Annotated in this window: 14 protein-coding genes and 1 tRNA gene; 12 read left to right on the top strand and 3 right to left on the bottom strand. The window is 42.0% G+C overall.

Features of this window, described 5'->3' with window-relative positions; all coding sequences use genetic code 11:
• Positions 1-16 precede the first annotated feature (16 nt).
• Positions 17-550, top strand: coding sequence for an FKBP-type peptidyl-prolyl cis-trans isomerase (locus tag BUC07_RS04250; protein WP_073165997.1), 534 nt, complete (start codon positions 17-19; stop codon positions 548-550).
• Positions 551-571: 21 nt separating this feature from the next.
• Positions 572-1,639, top strand: a complete 1,068-nt coding sequence (locus tag BUC07_RS21085; RefSeq protein ID WP_073165995.1) for an NUDIX domain-containing protein — start codon at positions 572-574, stop codon at positions 1,637-1,639.
• Between the two features lie 20 nt (positions 1,640-1,659).
• Here the strand turns inward: BUC07_RS21085 and BUC07_RS04240 are convergent, their stop codons facing one another.
• Positions 1,660-2,361: an SAM-dependent methyltransferase gene (locus tag BUC07_RS04240; protein ID WP_073165992.1), complete on the bottom strand. Its 702-nt coding sequence runs from the start codon at positions 2,359-2,361 to the stop codon at positions 1,660-1,662.
• 66 nt (positions 2,362-2,427) lie between these two features.
• On the opposite strand from BUC07_RS04240, the gene BUC07_RS04235 reads away from it, so the two are divergent.
• The gene (locus BUC07_RS04235) at positions 2,428-3,213 is read left to right on the top strand and encodes an MBL fold metallo-hydrolase (RefSeq protein WP_083578085.1); all 786 of its coding nucleotides are present in this window, start codon (positions 2,428-2,430) and stop codon (positions 3,211-3,213) included.
• Between the two features lie 10 nt (positions 3,214-3,223).
• Here the strand turns inward: BUC07_RS04235 and BUC07_RS04230 are convergent, their stop codons facing one another.
• On the bottom strand, positions 3,224-4,396 hold the full coding sequence (locus BUC07_RS04230) for an MFS transporter (RefSeq protein ID WP_073165989.1): 1,173 nt from the start codon (positions 4,394-4,396) through the stop codon (positions 3,224-3,226).
• A gap of 181 nt (positions 4,397-4,577) precedes the next feature.
• On the opposite strand from BUC07_RS04230, the gene asnA reads away from it, so the two are divergent.
• From asnA to BUC07_RS04190, 8 genes are all read left to right on the top strand, one after another.
• On the top strand, positions 4,578-5,612 hold the full coding sequence (gene asnA, locus BUC07_RS04225) for an aspartate--ammonia ligase (protein ID WP_073166086.1): 1,035 nt from the start codon (positions 4,578-4,580) through the stop codon (positions 5,610-5,612).
• Between the two features lie 217 nt (positions 5,613-5,829).
• Positions 5,830-5,903, top strand: a tRNA-Arg gene (locus BUC07_RS04220).
• Between the two features lie 443 nt (positions 5,904-6,346).
• Complete coding sequence (locus BUC07_RS04215) at positions 6,347-7,510, top strand: T9SS type A sorting domain-containing protein (RefSeq protein ID WP_073165986.1); 1,164 nt, start codon at positions 6,347-6,349, stop codon at positions 7,508-7,510.
• A gap of 151 nt (positions 7,511-7,661) precedes the next feature.
• Positions 7,662-7,979: a hypothetical protein gene (locus BUC07_RS04210; protein ID WP_073165984.1), complete on the top strand. Its 318-nt coding sequence runs from the start codon at positions 7,662-7,664 to the stop codon at positions 7,977-7,979.
• Positions 7,980-8,057: 78 nt separating this feature from the next.
• Positions 8,058-9,701 carry a dipeptidyl-peptidase 3 family protein gene (locus BUC07_RS04205; RefSeq protein ID WP_073165981.1) on the top strand — a complete coding sequence of 548 codons (1,644 nt, stop codon included), beginning with the start codon at positions 8,058-8,060 and terminating at the stop codon, positions 9,699-9,701.
• Positions 9,702-9,879: 178 nt separating this feature from the next.
• Positions 9,880-11,226, top strand: a complete 1,347-nt coding sequence (locus BUC07_RS04200) for an MFS transporter (protein ID WP_073165978.1) — start codon at positions 9,880-9,882, stop codon at positions 11,224-11,226.
• A gap of 31 nt (positions 11,227-11,257) precedes the next feature.
• A complete protein-coding gene (locus BUC07_RS04195; protein WP_073165976.1) occupies positions 11,258-12,727 on the top strand; it encodes a DUF1080 domain-containing protein in 1,470 nt (489 codons plus the stop codon).
• Between the two features lie 93 nt (positions 12,728-12,820).
• Positions 12,821-13,582, top strand: coding sequence for a uracil-DNA glycosylase (locus BUC07_RS04190; protein ID WP_073165973.1), 762 nt, complete (start codon positions 12,821-12,823; stop codon positions 13,580-13,582).
• Here the strand turns inward: BUC07_RS04190 and BUC07_RS04185 are convergent.
• On the bottom strand, positions 13,579-14,295 hold the full coding sequence (locus BUC07_RS04185; protein ID WP_073165970.1) for a cytidylate kinase-like family protein: 717 nt from the start codon (positions 14,293-14,295) through the stop codon (positions 13,579-13,581). The two genes, BUC07_RS04190 and BUC07_RS04185, sit on opposite strands and share 4 nt — an antisense overlap.
• A 163-nt stretch (positions 14,296-14,458) precedes the next feature.
• Between BUC07_RS04185 and BUC07_RS04180 the strand changes: the two genes are divergently transcribed.
• The gene (locus BUC07_RS04180) at positions 14,459-15,847 is read left to right on the top strand and encodes an aminopeptidase P family protein (RefSeq protein WP_073165968.1); all 1,389 of its coding nucleotides are present in this window, start codon (positions 14,459-14,461) and stop codon (positions 15,845-15,847) included.
• The last annotated feature ends 9 nt before the right edge of the window (positions 15,848-15,856 follow it).

Genomic DNA, 15,856 nt, shown 5'->3' with positions numbered 1-15,856 from the left:
TTAAAACTGAAAGTTAATGAAACGCATAGTAACCGGATTGATTTTGACATTTTTTGCCGTTGCTTTTTTTGCTTGCAAGGATAATGATTTTGAAAAGCAAAGAGAAAATGAATTGAAGAAACTGGATGAATTTATCCGGAGCACATATCCTGAATTGGAACCTAACGCAACAGGTTTGTACTACAAAGAACTGGAACAGGGTACAGGGGATACAATAAAAATTGGCGACGAGGTGCAGATATTTTTCGACATGTGGACTCTTGACAGTACGCATGTTGTAGGTACAGGTCGTTACGAGCCTCTGGAAATGAGGGTTCAACACCCCAGTAACCTGAGTTCCAGTGCCGAATATATTGAGCAATTGAGAAGTTTGAATGAAGCGCTTACCTACATGCAAACGGGTACCAAATCATTATTGATTTTTGACTCACAGCTTGGGTTTGGCCAATACGGAGCAACAGGTGTTGGCGGCTTCACTCCGCTTATGATGGAAGTGGAAGTATATAAAGTGTACCCTGCAGAAATTCCGGAAGAAGAGGAAGAAGACTAACTATCCAAACTTTTTCTCCTGATGTCCAGGGCTGAACTTCTTAAAAAACTACTTCCGGGTTTTATTCCGCTTTTTGTTTTTATTGCAGCGGACGAAATCTGGGGCACCAAAACCGGGCTGTTTGTGGCAGTGGGAGTGGGAGTACTGGAAATGGCCTGGGTGGGTTTCAAAGAAAAAAAGTTCGATAAGTTCATACTTTTCGATACTTTGTTGCTGGTGATTCTCGGCGGTGTTTCTGTCTTGCTCGAAAACGATCTGTTTTTCAAACTCAAACCCGGGCTGATTGAACTCATTCTGGTTGCAATTCTTGGAGTTTCAGCATTTTCACAATTAAATATTATTGGGTTAATGGGCAAACGCTACATGAAAGGTGTGCAATATACCGAAGCCCAGTTGGCACAAATGCGGAAAAGCCTGAAATCGTTGTTCTATATTTTTGCTGCCCATACGCTGCTGGTTTTTTACGCCACCTTTTTCATGAGCAAAGAGGCGTGGGCATTTATTAGCGGCGGACTTTTTTACATTCTGTTTGCGGTTTACTTTTTTTATGAGTTTTTAAACCAGAAAACGAAACTGAAAAAAGCAGAAAATGAAGAGTGGGTTCCGCTGGTGGACGAGAAAGGCAAAATTACCGGACAGGCACCACGCAGCCAGGTGCATAATGGAAGCAAAATGTTACATCCGGTTGTGCACATGCATGTTATAAACCCCAGGAGAGCGATTCTGCTTCAAAAACGCCCCCATTCAAAACTCATTCAGCCCGGAAAATGGGATACGGCTGTTGGAGGCCACATTTCAGCAGGCGAAACACTTGAAAAGGCATTGGAGAAGGAGGCTTTTGAAGAAATCGGGTTGAAAGGTTTTTCGGCCAGTTTAAAGAAAGTATATAAATGGGAATCGGAGGTGGAAGCCGAACTCGTTTATTTTTTTGTTACGCAAGATTTCAAAAACTACCGGGTTCATTCTGACGAAGTGGAAGAAGCCAGGTTCTGGACACCCGGGCAGATTGAGAAACTACTCGGGAAAGGAGTTTTTACACCCAATTTTGAATATGAATTTCAACTGCTGAAAGATGCCCGTCTCATCTGATTGTCAATTTTAATATTTTATCAATACCCGATTAAGAAGATTGCCGGCTGTTTATTCAAGTCGGGCACACCCTTTTTCCATTCGCCAATTGGCCTGGTGGCAATAAATTCATTTTCGCCCGTAAGATTGGCGGCAATGCAAAGCAATGTGGCAGACGAACACATTTTTAGTAAATCACTTATCAGCTGATTGTTGCGGTAAGGAGTTTCTATAAAGATTTGCGTTTGTTGTTCAATTTTGGCTTTTTTCTCGAGTACTTTTACTGCTTTCGCACGTTCAGCAGATTTAACCGGCAAGTACCCGTTAAATGCAAAATTCTGGCCATTGAGCCCCGATGCCATTAGTGAAAGTATTATTGACGATGGGCCGGTTAACGGCACCACTTCCATTCTTTTATGGTGAGCAAGTTTTACAATTTCTGCTCCAGGGTCGGCCACACCCGGGCAACCAGCTTCTGAAATTACCGCAATATCTTCGCCTTTTTCCAGTGGATTTAAAAAGGAAGGAATTTCGTTGGATGGTGTGTGTTTGTTGAGTTCGAAAAAAGTAAGATCATCAATTTCAATGGCCTGGTTCACCCGCTTCATAAACCTGCGGGCAGTGCGGATATTCTCCACTATAAAATACCGGGTTTGGGTTAATACCGGTAACACATGTGCAGGCAGTACATTCTGCCAGTCGCCTTCGCTAAGTAAATTGGGAATGAGATACAGTTTTGCCATACAATAACTTTTTTGTAAAAATAAGCATAATCACGGTTTAGCCACAGCAATTATTAAATTTGCAGGATGCACCATCAAAATTTAAAAATTGAAGCAACATTTCTGGGCACCGGAACTTCGCAGGGGGTGCCGGTTATTGCCTGCGATTGCCCGGTTTGCCAATCCATAGACGAAAAAGACAAAAGGTTACGTTCCTCGTTGCTACTGAAAATTAACGACCATAATTTTGTAATCGATGCCGGCCCCGATTTCAGGCAGCAAATGTTGCGCGAAAGTGTAAAAACGCTGCGTGCAATACTGATTACGCACGAACACGCCGATCATGTTTTGGGACTTGACGATATTCGTTCCTTTAACTGGGTGCAAAAACATCCTACCGATATTTATGCCGAAAAACGAGTGCAGGAATCCATTAAACGAATTTTCGACTACGTATTTTCAGAAAATAAATACCCGGGAATTCCTGAAATGAAGCTGCATCTCATTGACGAAACCCCATTTGAAATAGAAGACATCCGGTTTACACCTATTCGTTGCTACCACCATAAATTGCCTGTTTTAGGCTTCAGGGTAGGGGATTTAACCTATGTGACCGACACAAATTATATTCCGGATAAAGAGATGGAAAAAATTGCAGGTTCACGTATTTTTATTGTGAATGCGCTACGTAAAGAGAAACACTTGTCGCATTTTAATTTGGAACAGGCACTGAATGTCATCGAAGCTATTCAACCCGAAAAAGCATTTCTCACTCATGCGAGTCATAATTTTGGCAAACACCGTGATATTCAGGCCCGGCTACCTGAGAATGTGTTTATGGGATACGACGGGTTGAAAATAATCCTGAAATAATTTTATAAGGCTATAATTTTTGTTTCCGCAACCAGGGAAAACCTGCTGCAAGCGCTGCTGCAAGGTAAATTCCTCCGGCCAACATAAATGCAGTATTCAGACTGACATTATCTGTCATCCAGCCCAGTAGCGGTCCAATTACAGCAAAGCTAATGCGTATAACCAAATTTCGGACAGACAGCATTGTAGCCCTCACATTACTTTGGGTGTACTGGTTAATGTAATTTTTAAAAACAGGTGTCGCAAGCCCGCGAACAACATAGAATAAAAACAAAAATACTATTCCTTCGCGCACGATTGTCAATCCAGTCAGAAAGTAACCTGCTGAGAGTAATACGATAATTCCCAGAATCTCCCATCGCCGTGCAAAAAAACCTTCGGCGCGGTAGGCAAATGCCGAAGAAATCCCAACAGTCAGGTTCAGGGCTGTCCACAAAATTCCGAACATTTCCACCGGGAGTCCAATGGCTTTAAAAAAGGGTTGTACCAACCAGGCAAAAGTAAGTGTTGCTGTTCCGGTTACTGCCGAGAGCAAAATGGAAACACGCAAATTGGTATCAGTCAGAAAAACCCGCCTGATATCGAGCATCATTGATTTCACCGAATGAAGGTGTTTGGTCACATTCAGTTTGGGTTCAATCAATGTAAGTGATGCTGGTACTGCAATTGCTGCAACAGCAAACTGAAAATAAAACGGTGTGCGCAGGCTGATTGCAGCCAAAAATCCTGCCGCTATTCCGGCAATGGCCTCGGCAAAGTTGCCGGCAGATGTAATTCTGCCCTCGTGTTTCACATATTTTTCAGATTTTCCGTCGGATTTGAGGCTGTCGTAAAGCATAGCGGAATCGGCACCGGAAACAAATGAGTGCCCTATTCCGAGGATAATTTCTGCAATAGCAAAAGCCCAGAAACCATACGAAAAACTGTAAATCAGAAACCCTAAACTTCCAAGCAAACTGCCCGATACCAGTGTCTTCTTCCGGCCCCACTGGTCGGCCATCCAGCCGGAGGGCAATTCCATTACAACTATGGCGACCGAGTAAACTGATTTCAACACGAAAATATCGTGCATGCCCATGCCGTTGTCCTGGTAGAACAATACAATTACCGGCATTACCAGGTTAAACCACTTCGAAATTTTAACCAGGTATAAACGCGGAATATTTCCTTTTAGTCCTGCCATAAAATGAAGCCACAAAAATAGTAATCCGTTTCAATCTGATAATTGTTATATTTTTCAATAACATTATATTTTAATTTGAAATTAAAATCAATTATTATGAAAGTTTATTGATTGATTTTCTTTCAAAATGAAACCAAAATGCTATTTTTGCAAACTTCAGAAAGAAGAAAAATTAACGAATATGAAACTTTTTATTCCAAAAAATTACCAGTCAGTGCTGAATGTTTCTCAAACAGAGCAGGCTATTAAAATGATTAAAGACTTTTTCCAGTTGAACCTGGCTTCGGAATTACGGTTGCGCCGTGTTACCGCGCCGCTTTTTGTGAAGCAGGGCACTGGCATTAACGATGACTTAAATGGCATTGAACGTCCAGTTTCGTTCCCGATGAAAGAGTTGAATGATCAGGTAGCGGAGATTGTCCAGTCGCTTGCCAAATGGAAACGCCTGGCACTGGCCGACCTTGAAATAAAAGAAGGTTACGGGCTATATACCGATATGAATGCCATCCGTCCCGATGAAGAACTGACCAATATCCACTCGTTGTATGTGGACCAGTGGGATTGGGAACGGGTAATTTCAAAAGAAGAACGCAACCTTGATTTTTTGAAAAAAATTGTCAGTAAAATATATTCCGTGATTGTGCGTACTGAATTTCAGGTATCGGACAGTTACCCGGAAATAAAACCTGAATTGCCCGAAGAAATTACATTTATTCACACAGAAGATCTGGCCCGGAAATATCCGGATTTGACACCTTTTGAGCGTGAAAAGAAGGCTGCTAAAGAGCACGGGGCAATTTTTGTAATCGGCATTGGCGGAGAGCTGCCCGATGGCAAAATTCACGACGGTCGCGCCCCCGATTATGACGACTGGAACTCGCCAACTGTAAACGGCTACAAAGGACTGAACGGCGATATCATTTTATGGAACAATGTCCTCGAACGTGCTTTCGAGATTTCTTCAATGGGCATCCGTGTTGACCGCAAGGCGCTGCTCGAGCAGTTAAAAATCAGGGACCAGGAAGAACGCAAAGAGCTGATGTGGCACAAAATGCTGCTCAACGACGAATTGCCCCTCACCATTGGTGGTGGAATAGGGCAGTCGCGCCTGTGCATGTATTTCTTGCGGAAAGCCCATATCGGTGAAATTCAGTCGAGCATCTGGCCCAATGAAATGATTGAAAAATGTAAAACTAACGGTATTCACCTGCTGTAATAATCAAAATCCAATCTTCAAACGACAAATCCCGAGGGATGCCTTCGGCATAAATTCCAATTTACAAGAATTACAATGACCAAAACATTTCAAATTGAAATTTTTGGTCATTGATATTTATTTGTGATTTGATAATTGTTAATTGGTGCTTTTTTTGTGATTTGGTATTTGCTTTTTGGAGTTTGAATCCTATCTTTGTCCCCGCTAAAAACAGGATGCCCCGGTAGCTCAGTTGGATAGAGCAACTGCCTTCTAAGCAGTAGGTCATGGGTTCGAATCCCGTCCGGGGTACAAAAAACCGTTGCAGATTAAAAGCTGCAGCGGTTTTTTAGTTTAAGAGCAGTACAATATTTCAGTACAACAATTTAATTTTCACTTCGATTTTCACACCTCCGGTTCCGGCAATTTTAAATACAGTGTAGAACGTTGGAGAACACATGAGGTTGAAAGATAAATATCACTTTTTGGGAGAGGAGTGACAAAAAGTTTCTTATTTGATTTTCAGTAAATTATTATGGAATTTTATTTCATTGTTGTAATTTGCATAAAAGATGGATAAAATTCTATTATGCGCTAGTTTTGAATGAAACACAACAGACCAACGAGGGAGCCGACGAAGGATTATCCTGACAGTTCTTAATAGACATAAAATTAAAAGTGGAAATCAGAATTCGTAAAAAAAACGGGGTGGCACCGAGAAGGTATAAAAGTATAAATACTTAAATTTTAAAATCATGAAAATAATAATTACTTTAATTTTGCTTTCAGGATTTTTCACATTTCAGGCAATTTCGCAAGGTACTGTTATTAATCATACGTGCACTGATTTAACCAAAATTCCCCAATCGGCAATAGACTCTGCAAAGGCAAAACTCCACATTGCTTATGGACATACTTCGCACGGCAGCCAGTTGATTAACGGCATGAACAAACTAATCGGTTTTGCAAATAACCACGGACTGGGACTGAATCTGCCATCTAATATTTTTGCATTTAATAACGGAGGAACAGACGGAGCGCTGGATTTGCGCGACACTCCATTTTCAGGAGCAAGCGACCTCGGCAACCCGAACAGGACAGCATGGGAACAGGCAACACGGAATTATCTGGGTACACCAAATACCCAGGGGAAAGGAAGCCTGCTACCTTCCATAAATGTGATTATATGGTCGTGGTGTGGACAAGTAGATGGTAGTGAGGCAGATATCGACAACTACCTGACCCTTATGAACGGACTGGAACAGGATTACTTTGGTGTTAAATTCGTTTATATGACAGGACATCTTAACGGAACAGGTGCAACGGGAAATGTAAATGTTCGCAATCAGCAGATCCGAAACTACTGTACATCAAACAATAAAATTCTTTACGATTTTGCCGACATTGAAAGTTACGATCCGGATGGGGTAGTTCATTATATGCCATTGCTGGCCAACGACAATTGCGATTATGATTCGGACGGCAATGGTTCTCGCGATGCGAACTGGGCAACAGCCTGGCAGAACAGCCATACGCAGGGAGTTGATTGGTTTAATTGCTCTCCTGCTCATAGTCAGCCCCTCAACGGAAACCTGAAAGCATACGCTGCATGGTGGTTATGGGCAACTCTTGCAGGATGGGAGCCCCCTTTATCAGGTATTGCTGACATTGAAAAAAATGCTCAGGCAGTGACTGTTTTTCCAAATCCATCCAACGGAAAATTTACTGTTACAACAAATAATGGCAGTATAGATGCAATTTATATTTACAATGTGACGGGAACCAAAGTTTTTTCAACAACTGACTTTAAGCTGAAAACAAGCAACGAAATAGACATTTCTGATTATAAAAAGGGAATCTATTTTGTGAAAATTGATAGCAGAGATAAAATCAGCACCGAAAAAATTGTGATTCAATAATAGCCTTTTGCAATTGACATAATACGGCTAGATATTATTTTGAGGTGCTGGTAAAATCGTCCACGCAACGACGCGCAAAATAATTACTTGAAGGCCAAAATTCAGTAACTTTAAGTAAGGTTGAATATTCGACACAGTTAAACAAAAATTAATGACTCGTAAAGGAGCAAATAAAACAAGACAAACCATTTCAGAAAAAATAACTGAAGCTGAAAAAATTCTGGAGCAGGAGAGAGCATGTTTATTGCAAATGATTACCAGCGACGGAATCGACGATTTCGCCAGTGAACGTGATTTTCTTTTTCTTGTGGAAGAGGATGCCAAATACCGGATTAAATCATTACATCTCCCTCATAATCTAGCTCTTTACTACCTGTACAAATTGTGCGACATTTACGGACCTTATTCGGAAGACCAGCCTGAATTGAAAAAGAAATATTACAACACCGATTTGTACATGGAAACATAAAAACAGCTTAATGTTGTATTATGATACATTTTGTTTTCCTTTTTGTAATTTTGGTTGCTAAATTAAATGAAATAAAAAATGAAGAAGACACCAATTCTTTTTTTGACAGTGCTGTTCACATGGGCATGTAGTAATACTGATTCAAAAAAAGAGACACAAACAGAAGTTAAATCCGAAATACAACAAAAAGTGGAAGAATTTGCACCGTTTAAACTCACAACCGATTTGAGTGTACTCACTGAGAAAGAAAAACAAATGCTGCCGTTATTGCTGGAAACAGCCAAAATAATGGATGAAATTTACTGGATGGAAGCATTTGGCGACAAAGACGAACTCTTTCAGGAAGGGATGGACCGGCACACCAAAAAATTCCTTGAAATTAATTACGGGCCCTGGGAAAGGCTTAATAACAACGAACCCTTTATGGAAGGTTATGGCCCAAAGCCAGCTGGTGCCAACTTCTATCCGGCCAACATGACCAAAGAAGAGTTTGAAGCCTGGAATGATGATTCGAAAACAAGTCAATATACCCTTATTCGCCGAAGCGAAGACGGAAGTTTGAAATCGGTTCCTTACCACGTCGCATTTGAAGAACAAATAAAAAAGGCTGTTGATTTAATTAATCAGGCTGCTGAACTGGCAGAAGATCCCGGATTAAAAAACTACCTCGAAAAAAGGGCAGAAGCACTGCTTACCGACGAATATTACGAGAGCGATGTGGCCTGGATGGAAATGAAAAACAATACCATTGAATTTATTGTAGGCCCCATTGAAAATTACGAAGATCAGCTTTACGGCTACAAAACAGCGCACGAATCTTTCATTCTAATAAAAGACAAAGAGTGGAGCGAGAAACTGGTGAAGTTTGCAGCGTTGCTTCCGGGGCTTCAGAAAGATCTTCCTGTGGAACAAAAATACAAAGCTGAAACACCGGGTATGGATTCCGACATGAATGTATATGATGCCATTTATTACGGTGGCGATTGCAACGCGGGCAGTAAAACCATCGCCATTAACCTGCCCAACGACGAGCGCGTGCGCGAAAACAAAGGCAGCCGGAAACTGCAGCTCAAAAACTCTATGCAGGCCAAATTCGATAAAATCCTGGTTCCCATTTCTGAATTGCTGATTGCCGAAGACCAGCGCCGGCATGTTAAATTCGATGCTTTCTTTGAAAATACCATGTTTCATGAAGTGGCGCACGGACTCGGACTTGGAAGTACTGTGGATAAAAGCAGCACAGTGCGCGAAGCACTGAAAGACACCTACACTTCTATTGAAGAGAGCAAGGCTGACATACTCGGGCTTTGGTGTGTTTACCGGCTCAACGAAATGGGCGAGCTGGGCGAAAAAGAGATGATGGACAATTTTGTAACATTTATGGCAGGCATTTTCCGCTCGGTGCGTTTTGGGGCAGCCAGTGCCCACGGAAAAGCCAACATGATGCGGTTCTATTATTTTCAGGAAAAAGGGGCTTTTGAGCGCAATGAAACCACAGGCACTTACCGCGTGAATTTTGAAAAAATGAAACAGGCCATGCTCGACCTGTCAGAAACGGTTTTGACAATTCAGGGCGATGGCGATTATGAAAAGGCGAAGCAAATGATTGAAGAGAAAGGATTCATTCGCGAAGCACTGCAAAGCGACCTCGACCGGATTAATGAAGCCGGCATTCCACGCGACATTGTTTTTGAACAAGGAGCCGAAGTCCTCGGATTATAATCTTATCAAAATAAATCTTAGCAATAATTCAGCCGGAAGTTCATTAAACTTCCGGCTGAATTTCTTTTTGGGCTTTCCAATCTTTAGTGAAGGTTAAACTTCTGTGCATTCGGTTTGTTGGCATCGTTTATTTGCTACTTGTTTTGCTGATACGGTATTTTTGTAAAAATTTTTCTGAATGAGAATTAAAAAGCATTGGAATACCATTCCGTTCGATCCCCGTAAAATCCCGTTTTTTTACGGATGGGTTATACTTTTTGCCGCTGTGTTTGGGGTTTTAGTAAGTGCACCCGGTCAAACCGTCGGGGTTTCCACTTTTACCGACTACCTGATTGACGCAATAGGCATCAACCGAAATCAGTTGAGTACAGCTTATATGATCGGTACCATAACTTCCTCGTTTGTTTTGACGTGGGCCGGAAGAATGTACGATAAATACGGGGCACGCTGGACAGCCATGGCCGCTTCGCTTTTGCTTGCTTTTGTCCTTGCTATGCTTAGCCAGTCGGACAGATTGATCGGTTTGTTTGTAACGGACACTGATTCAACCATTTTTTCCGGCACTGCCATTGCCGTAATGTTGTTTCTGTTTTTCATGCTCAGATTTTCGGGACAAGGCGTCTTGACCATGGTTTCACGAAATATGCTCATGCAATGGTTTGCAGCCCGGCGCGGTATGGTAAATGGCATTTTATCGGTATTTGTGGCGCTTGGTTTTTCCATTACCCCGCTTACATTCGACTGGCTCATTCAGGGTACTTCGTGGAGAATGGCCTGGCTGCTTATGGCGGGTGGAGTTGGAATTGTTTTTACACTTTTCGCTTTTTTCTTCTTCCGCGATAACCCCGAAGACCTTGGGATGTTACCCGACGGTGAAAAACACGATGCGCACAAAAATGATGTAACAATCAAAGCTTTTAGGCAGTTTAACCTTTCCGAAGCACGTAAAACGTTTACTTTCTGGCTTTATGCAATTCCGCTGGCACTGTATTCTCTTTACATTACTGGGTTCACGTTCCACCTGGTTTCTATTTTTGAAGCGGTTGACATGGACCGCGAAAAAGCGCTTGCTGTTTTCATTCCTGTTTCATTCCTGTCAGTTGGGATTTCCTTGGTGGGTGGATGGATTAGCGACAGTATCCGCTTAAAATACCTGTTGTATTTTGTGCTTTCAGGCGAATTAATTGCCTTGTTTTCGCTGGGAAACCTGAACGATGGAATATTTTACTACGGATTTATTCTTGGTCACGGAATGACCAGCGGGTTGTTTAACGTGCTGATGACGGTTACCTGGCCCCGGTTTTACGGTCGAAAACACCTCGGCGGAATTACTGGGTTTGTAATGTCACTCATTGTTTTTGCAAGTGCCCTCGGGCCTGTGCTATTCAGTTTCTCCTACACCCGACTGGGAAGTTACAGTTATGCATTTTTCGGTTTTGCATTTATAATTGTAATCTTGTTACTTCTGGCCTGGAAAGGAAATAATCCGCAGGATAAATTGCAAAATGAGAAATCATTTGATTAGTTTTGATTTTTTAAAAACCTAATATATCAAGATGAAACGAATAACTATTGTACAGATTTTAGCTGTTGCACTGATTTTTACAGCTTGCAACCCGTCAATTAAAACCGGCGAATGGGTTTCAGTTTTCGATGGAGAAACCCTGAAAGGCTGGAAAAAATCAGCCGAAAATCCGGAAAGTATTACCGTAGAAAACGGTGCAATAAAATGCGCCGGTCCGCGAGCTCACCTATTTTACGACGGCGAATTGAAGAATTTTGAATTTGAAGCCGAAGTGAAAACCCTGGAGCATTCCAACTCAGGAATTTTTATTCATACTGAATACCAGGAAGAAGGATGGCCATCAAAAGGTTACGAAATTCAGGTAAACAATTCGTATCGCGGGTCGGAAGAACATCCCGAGCGCCGAAAAACCGGAAGTGTTTACAATGTCCGCAATGTTTACTATCCGCTGGTTGAAGACAACCAATGGTTTACCATGCGCGTCAAAGTGGTTGAAAATCACATCGAGGTTTTTGTCAACGATGTGAAAGTGAACGAATACATTGAGCCTGAAAACCCGTGGAGACCGGATGGGCAGGAAAACGTGAAACTCAGCCAGGGTACTTTTGCCCTGCAGGCACACGATGCCGGAAGTACAACATTCTACAAAAACATCAGGGTGAAAGCTTTGCCCGAAGGAGAAAGAAAAGAACCTGAAGTTGACAAAGAGTGGGACACACTTGTTACGCAACTCATGTATGCCGGCTTTCCGCTCATCGATTACCACGTTCACCTAAAAGGCGGATTAACGCTTGAAGGTGTGGTTGAAAACTCGCAACGGCTCGGAATTAATTACGGCATTGCGCCCAATTGCGGCCTGCATTTTCCGGTAACCAATGATGAATCGCTGAATCAATATATGGAAGATGTGGCCGGCAGCCCAACTTTTAAAGGAATGCAGGCCGAGGGCAGGGAATGGGTTACACTTTTTTCGCCGGAAGCAGTGGCTAAATTCGACTATGTGTTTACCGATGCCATGACTTTTACTGACACCAAAGGCCGCCGTAACAGGATTTGGATTCCCGAAGAAGTTTGGGTGGACGATGAGCAGCAATTTATGGAACAGCTTGTGGGAAAAATTGAAGCCATATTTTCGCAGGAACCCGTCGATATTTATGTGAACCCCACCGTTTTGCCGGCCGTTATTGAAGATAATTACGACGAACTCTGGACCAAAGAACGCATGCAGCGCGTAATCGATGTGTTGGCAGAAAACAATATCGCGCTGGAAATAAATGCCCGGTATAAACTTCCAAAACCTGAAATGATAAAAATGGCGAAAGAGGCCGGGGTGAAATTTTCGTTCGGCACAAACAATACCGGCAGCGATTTGGGCCGGCTGGACTATTGCATTGATATGATTGAAGAGTGCGAACTCACTCCCAACGATATGTTCGAAATAAAACCTGAGGCTAAAAAACCTGTAAATGTAAAAGGGCTACCCGACGAAATAACAGGATAATCTTTTTGAATAACCGGGAATGCCTGAAAAACGATTTTGCTATTCTAAAGTAACAAGAAGTTCTTTTCAGGCATTCTTTTTTTAGTATCACCAATGCAATCTGAATTTTTAAACCAACTATCAGTTCACAAAAACTGGGAGCCATTTCTTACTCCGGAAACCCGAAATCAGATTTTACAAATTGAAAAAAACGTTTTGGGTGGTGAGATCAATCCCACGTCAAAAAATGTGTTGCGATTTTTAACGTTTCCACTCGCTTCTGCCAAAGTAGTTATCCTCGGGCAGGATCCTTATCCGCAGTCCGGTGCGGCTACCGGAAGGGCTTTCGAAGTGGGGAATCTGAAATCGTGGAATCAGCCTTTCAAAAACATTTCACTGAAAAATATTTTGCGCGCCATTTACAAAGCCTACACAGGAAAGGTGTTAAAATTCAGTGAGCTAAAGGAAAAATTCGATAACGAATTTCCGGTTTTGCCTCCCGATAGGCTGTTTGCCCATTGGGAGAAAGAAGGAGTATTATTGTTGAACACGTCTTTCACCTGCAGTCCCGGAAAACCCGGTTCGCACCGGAAAAACTGGGAAGATTTTACTCTTGCTTTACTTGAATTTATTCAAAATAATGCAGAGAAGGCAACCTGGTTTTTATGGGGAAACCATGCCCGCGAAGCCACTAAAAACTTGAAACTGCAAAAGAGTATTTTCACCATGCATCCCATGATGTGCTATGATTTGCCCGGGAGGGAAAGCGACTTTTTATTTGGGACACAAAATTGTTTTGAGCCATTTTTAGGTGAAATTGACTGGACCGGATTCAAACTTCAAAAGGGATTGAAATCAACTGCAACGTTGTTCTAATAGTAATTCATCCGGGTACTGTAATCTTTTAGTATTTCTTTTTTCTCAACAGCCAGTTCTATCAACTCTATGGTTTTTTCATCGTCGAATGAAGCACGGTTTATAAACAAATCGAAACAATCTTCCTCGCAGGGTACATTTCCTATCGATTTTCTGAAAGCCATTCTTTCTTTCTCCACCATTTCAATAAATTCAATGGCTTCTTCGCGGTTTAAACGATTGTTTTCAATGATTGTTTTTATCCGATATTCGAGCGGTGCAACAAGGCGCAGGTGAAGTGCATTTTTTATATCATGGGCAATGAAATGACCGGCACGGCCAACAATGATGCAAAATCCGTCGAGAGCAAACGTGCGGATAACTTCAGTAACCGTTTTAACCACTTTTTTTTCGCTTTTATACTTGCGCGTGCCAAATGCGTTTAAAATATCGTTGAATGTATATTTGTCCTGCCTCAAAATCCGGCTGACCTTTTCAGGCTCAAGGTCCAGCTCCCGTGCGCTTTCGTAAAAAACTTCTTTGCTCAGAACCTTCCAGGTGGGTGCCATATTTTTGCTATTGAGGCTGGTGGCCAGTTTATTGGCCAGTTTTACCCCGTTGCAACCAACTTCGCGCGAAATAGTAATAATGGGGCCGGGTGGGCCGCTGATTTGTTCACTAAACCTGTCCGTTCCCATTCGTTTACCCAAATATGTTAATAATGCGTTACTCATTTTTATGTTTTTGTACTAAGTTACAATATTTCACTCAAATAAATTATGTTATAAAAAATATTGTTGTTTCAAATTATACAGTTTTTACAAAAAAATTAGTTCTCCATTTAATTGGAAAAAGTTTATACTATCTTCGTGAGTTAGCATTAAAAATTTTAAAATTATGTTTGGAAAAAGTATTTATATTAACCGAAGGAAAAAGTTGAAAGATAAAATCCAGCAGGGAATAGGCCTTTTCCTGGGAAATGAAGAATCGCCCATGAACTATTTGGGTAATACTTACCATTTCAGGCAAGACAGTTCATTCCTCTATTTCTTCGGACTCGATTTTCCGGGCCTTGCAGCAGCAATTGATTTTGACTCGGGCGAGGAATATATTTTTGGTGACGATGTAGATATGGATGATATCATCTGGATGGGGCCGCAGGTCAGCATTCAGCAAAATGCAGAAAAAGCAGGAGTTGAAAATTCAGCACATTCGGCAAAGCTGGGCAGCTTTTTGTCCGATGCCATCGGGAAAGGCCGGAAAGTTCATTTTTTGCCGCCTTATCGTGGCGAAAATATTTTGAGGCTTCAGGAGTTGCTGGGAATTTCCACAGCAAGTATCAATGACTCGGTTTCTACAGATTTGATAAAAGCTGTTGTAGCCATTCGTTCAGTTAAAGAACCTTGCGAAATGGAAGAAATTAAAGCGGCTTGTGCCACAGGCTACGAGATGCATGTAACAGCTATGCAAATGGCTCAGCCAGGTGTGTGGGAACAAAAAATTGCCGGTACCATCGAAGGTATTGCTGCTGCTGGCGGAAGCATGATTTCATTTCCGATTATTTTGTCGCAGAATGGCGAAACACTGCACAATCACGACCATTCACAATATTTAAAGGAAGGTCGGCTGATGTTAACCGATGCCGGGGCAGAAACCTCGATGCATTATGCTTCCGACTTTACCCGGACTGTTCCGGTGGGTGGAAAATTTACCCAAAAGCAGCGTGAAATTTACGAAATAGTTCTTGCAGCCAATAACGAAGCCCATAAACTGACTGCCCCCGGAGTTACATATAAATCGGTACATCTTGCTGTTGCCGAAGTAATCGCATCAGGTCTAAAAAACCTTGGGATTATGAAAGGTGATGTAAAAGAAGCTGTGAACAACGGGGCACATGCACTTTTTTGCCCGCATGGCCTGGGGCACATGATGGGACTTGATGTGCACGACATGGAAGACCTTGGCCAGATTTATGTTGGCTACGACGAAGAGATCCGCCCTTCAGATCAGTTCGGACTGGCAGCGCTTCGTTTTGCAAAAAGGCTGGAACCTGGTTATGTCGTTACCAACGAACCGGGAGTTTATTTCATTCCGGCATTAATTGACAAGTGGAAAAACGAAAAAATAAATACTGATTTTATTAATTTTGAGAAACTGGATGCATACCGCGACTTTGGGGGAATCAGGCTCGAAGATGATGTGTTGGTTACTTCATCCGGCAGTGAGATAATAGGAGAACGCATTCCAATTGAACCGGATGAAATTGAAGAGATAATTTCAAAATAACGTTGAAAG

Source organism: Tangfeifania diversioriginum (assembly GCF_900141875.1).
Lineage (GTDB): Bacteria > Bacteroidota > Bacteroidia > Bacteroidales > Prolixibacteraceae > Tangfeifania > Tangfeifania diversioriginum.
Note: the sequence above shows the minus strand (reverse complement) of the source record. Positions and strands in the feature narration are given on the sequence as shown.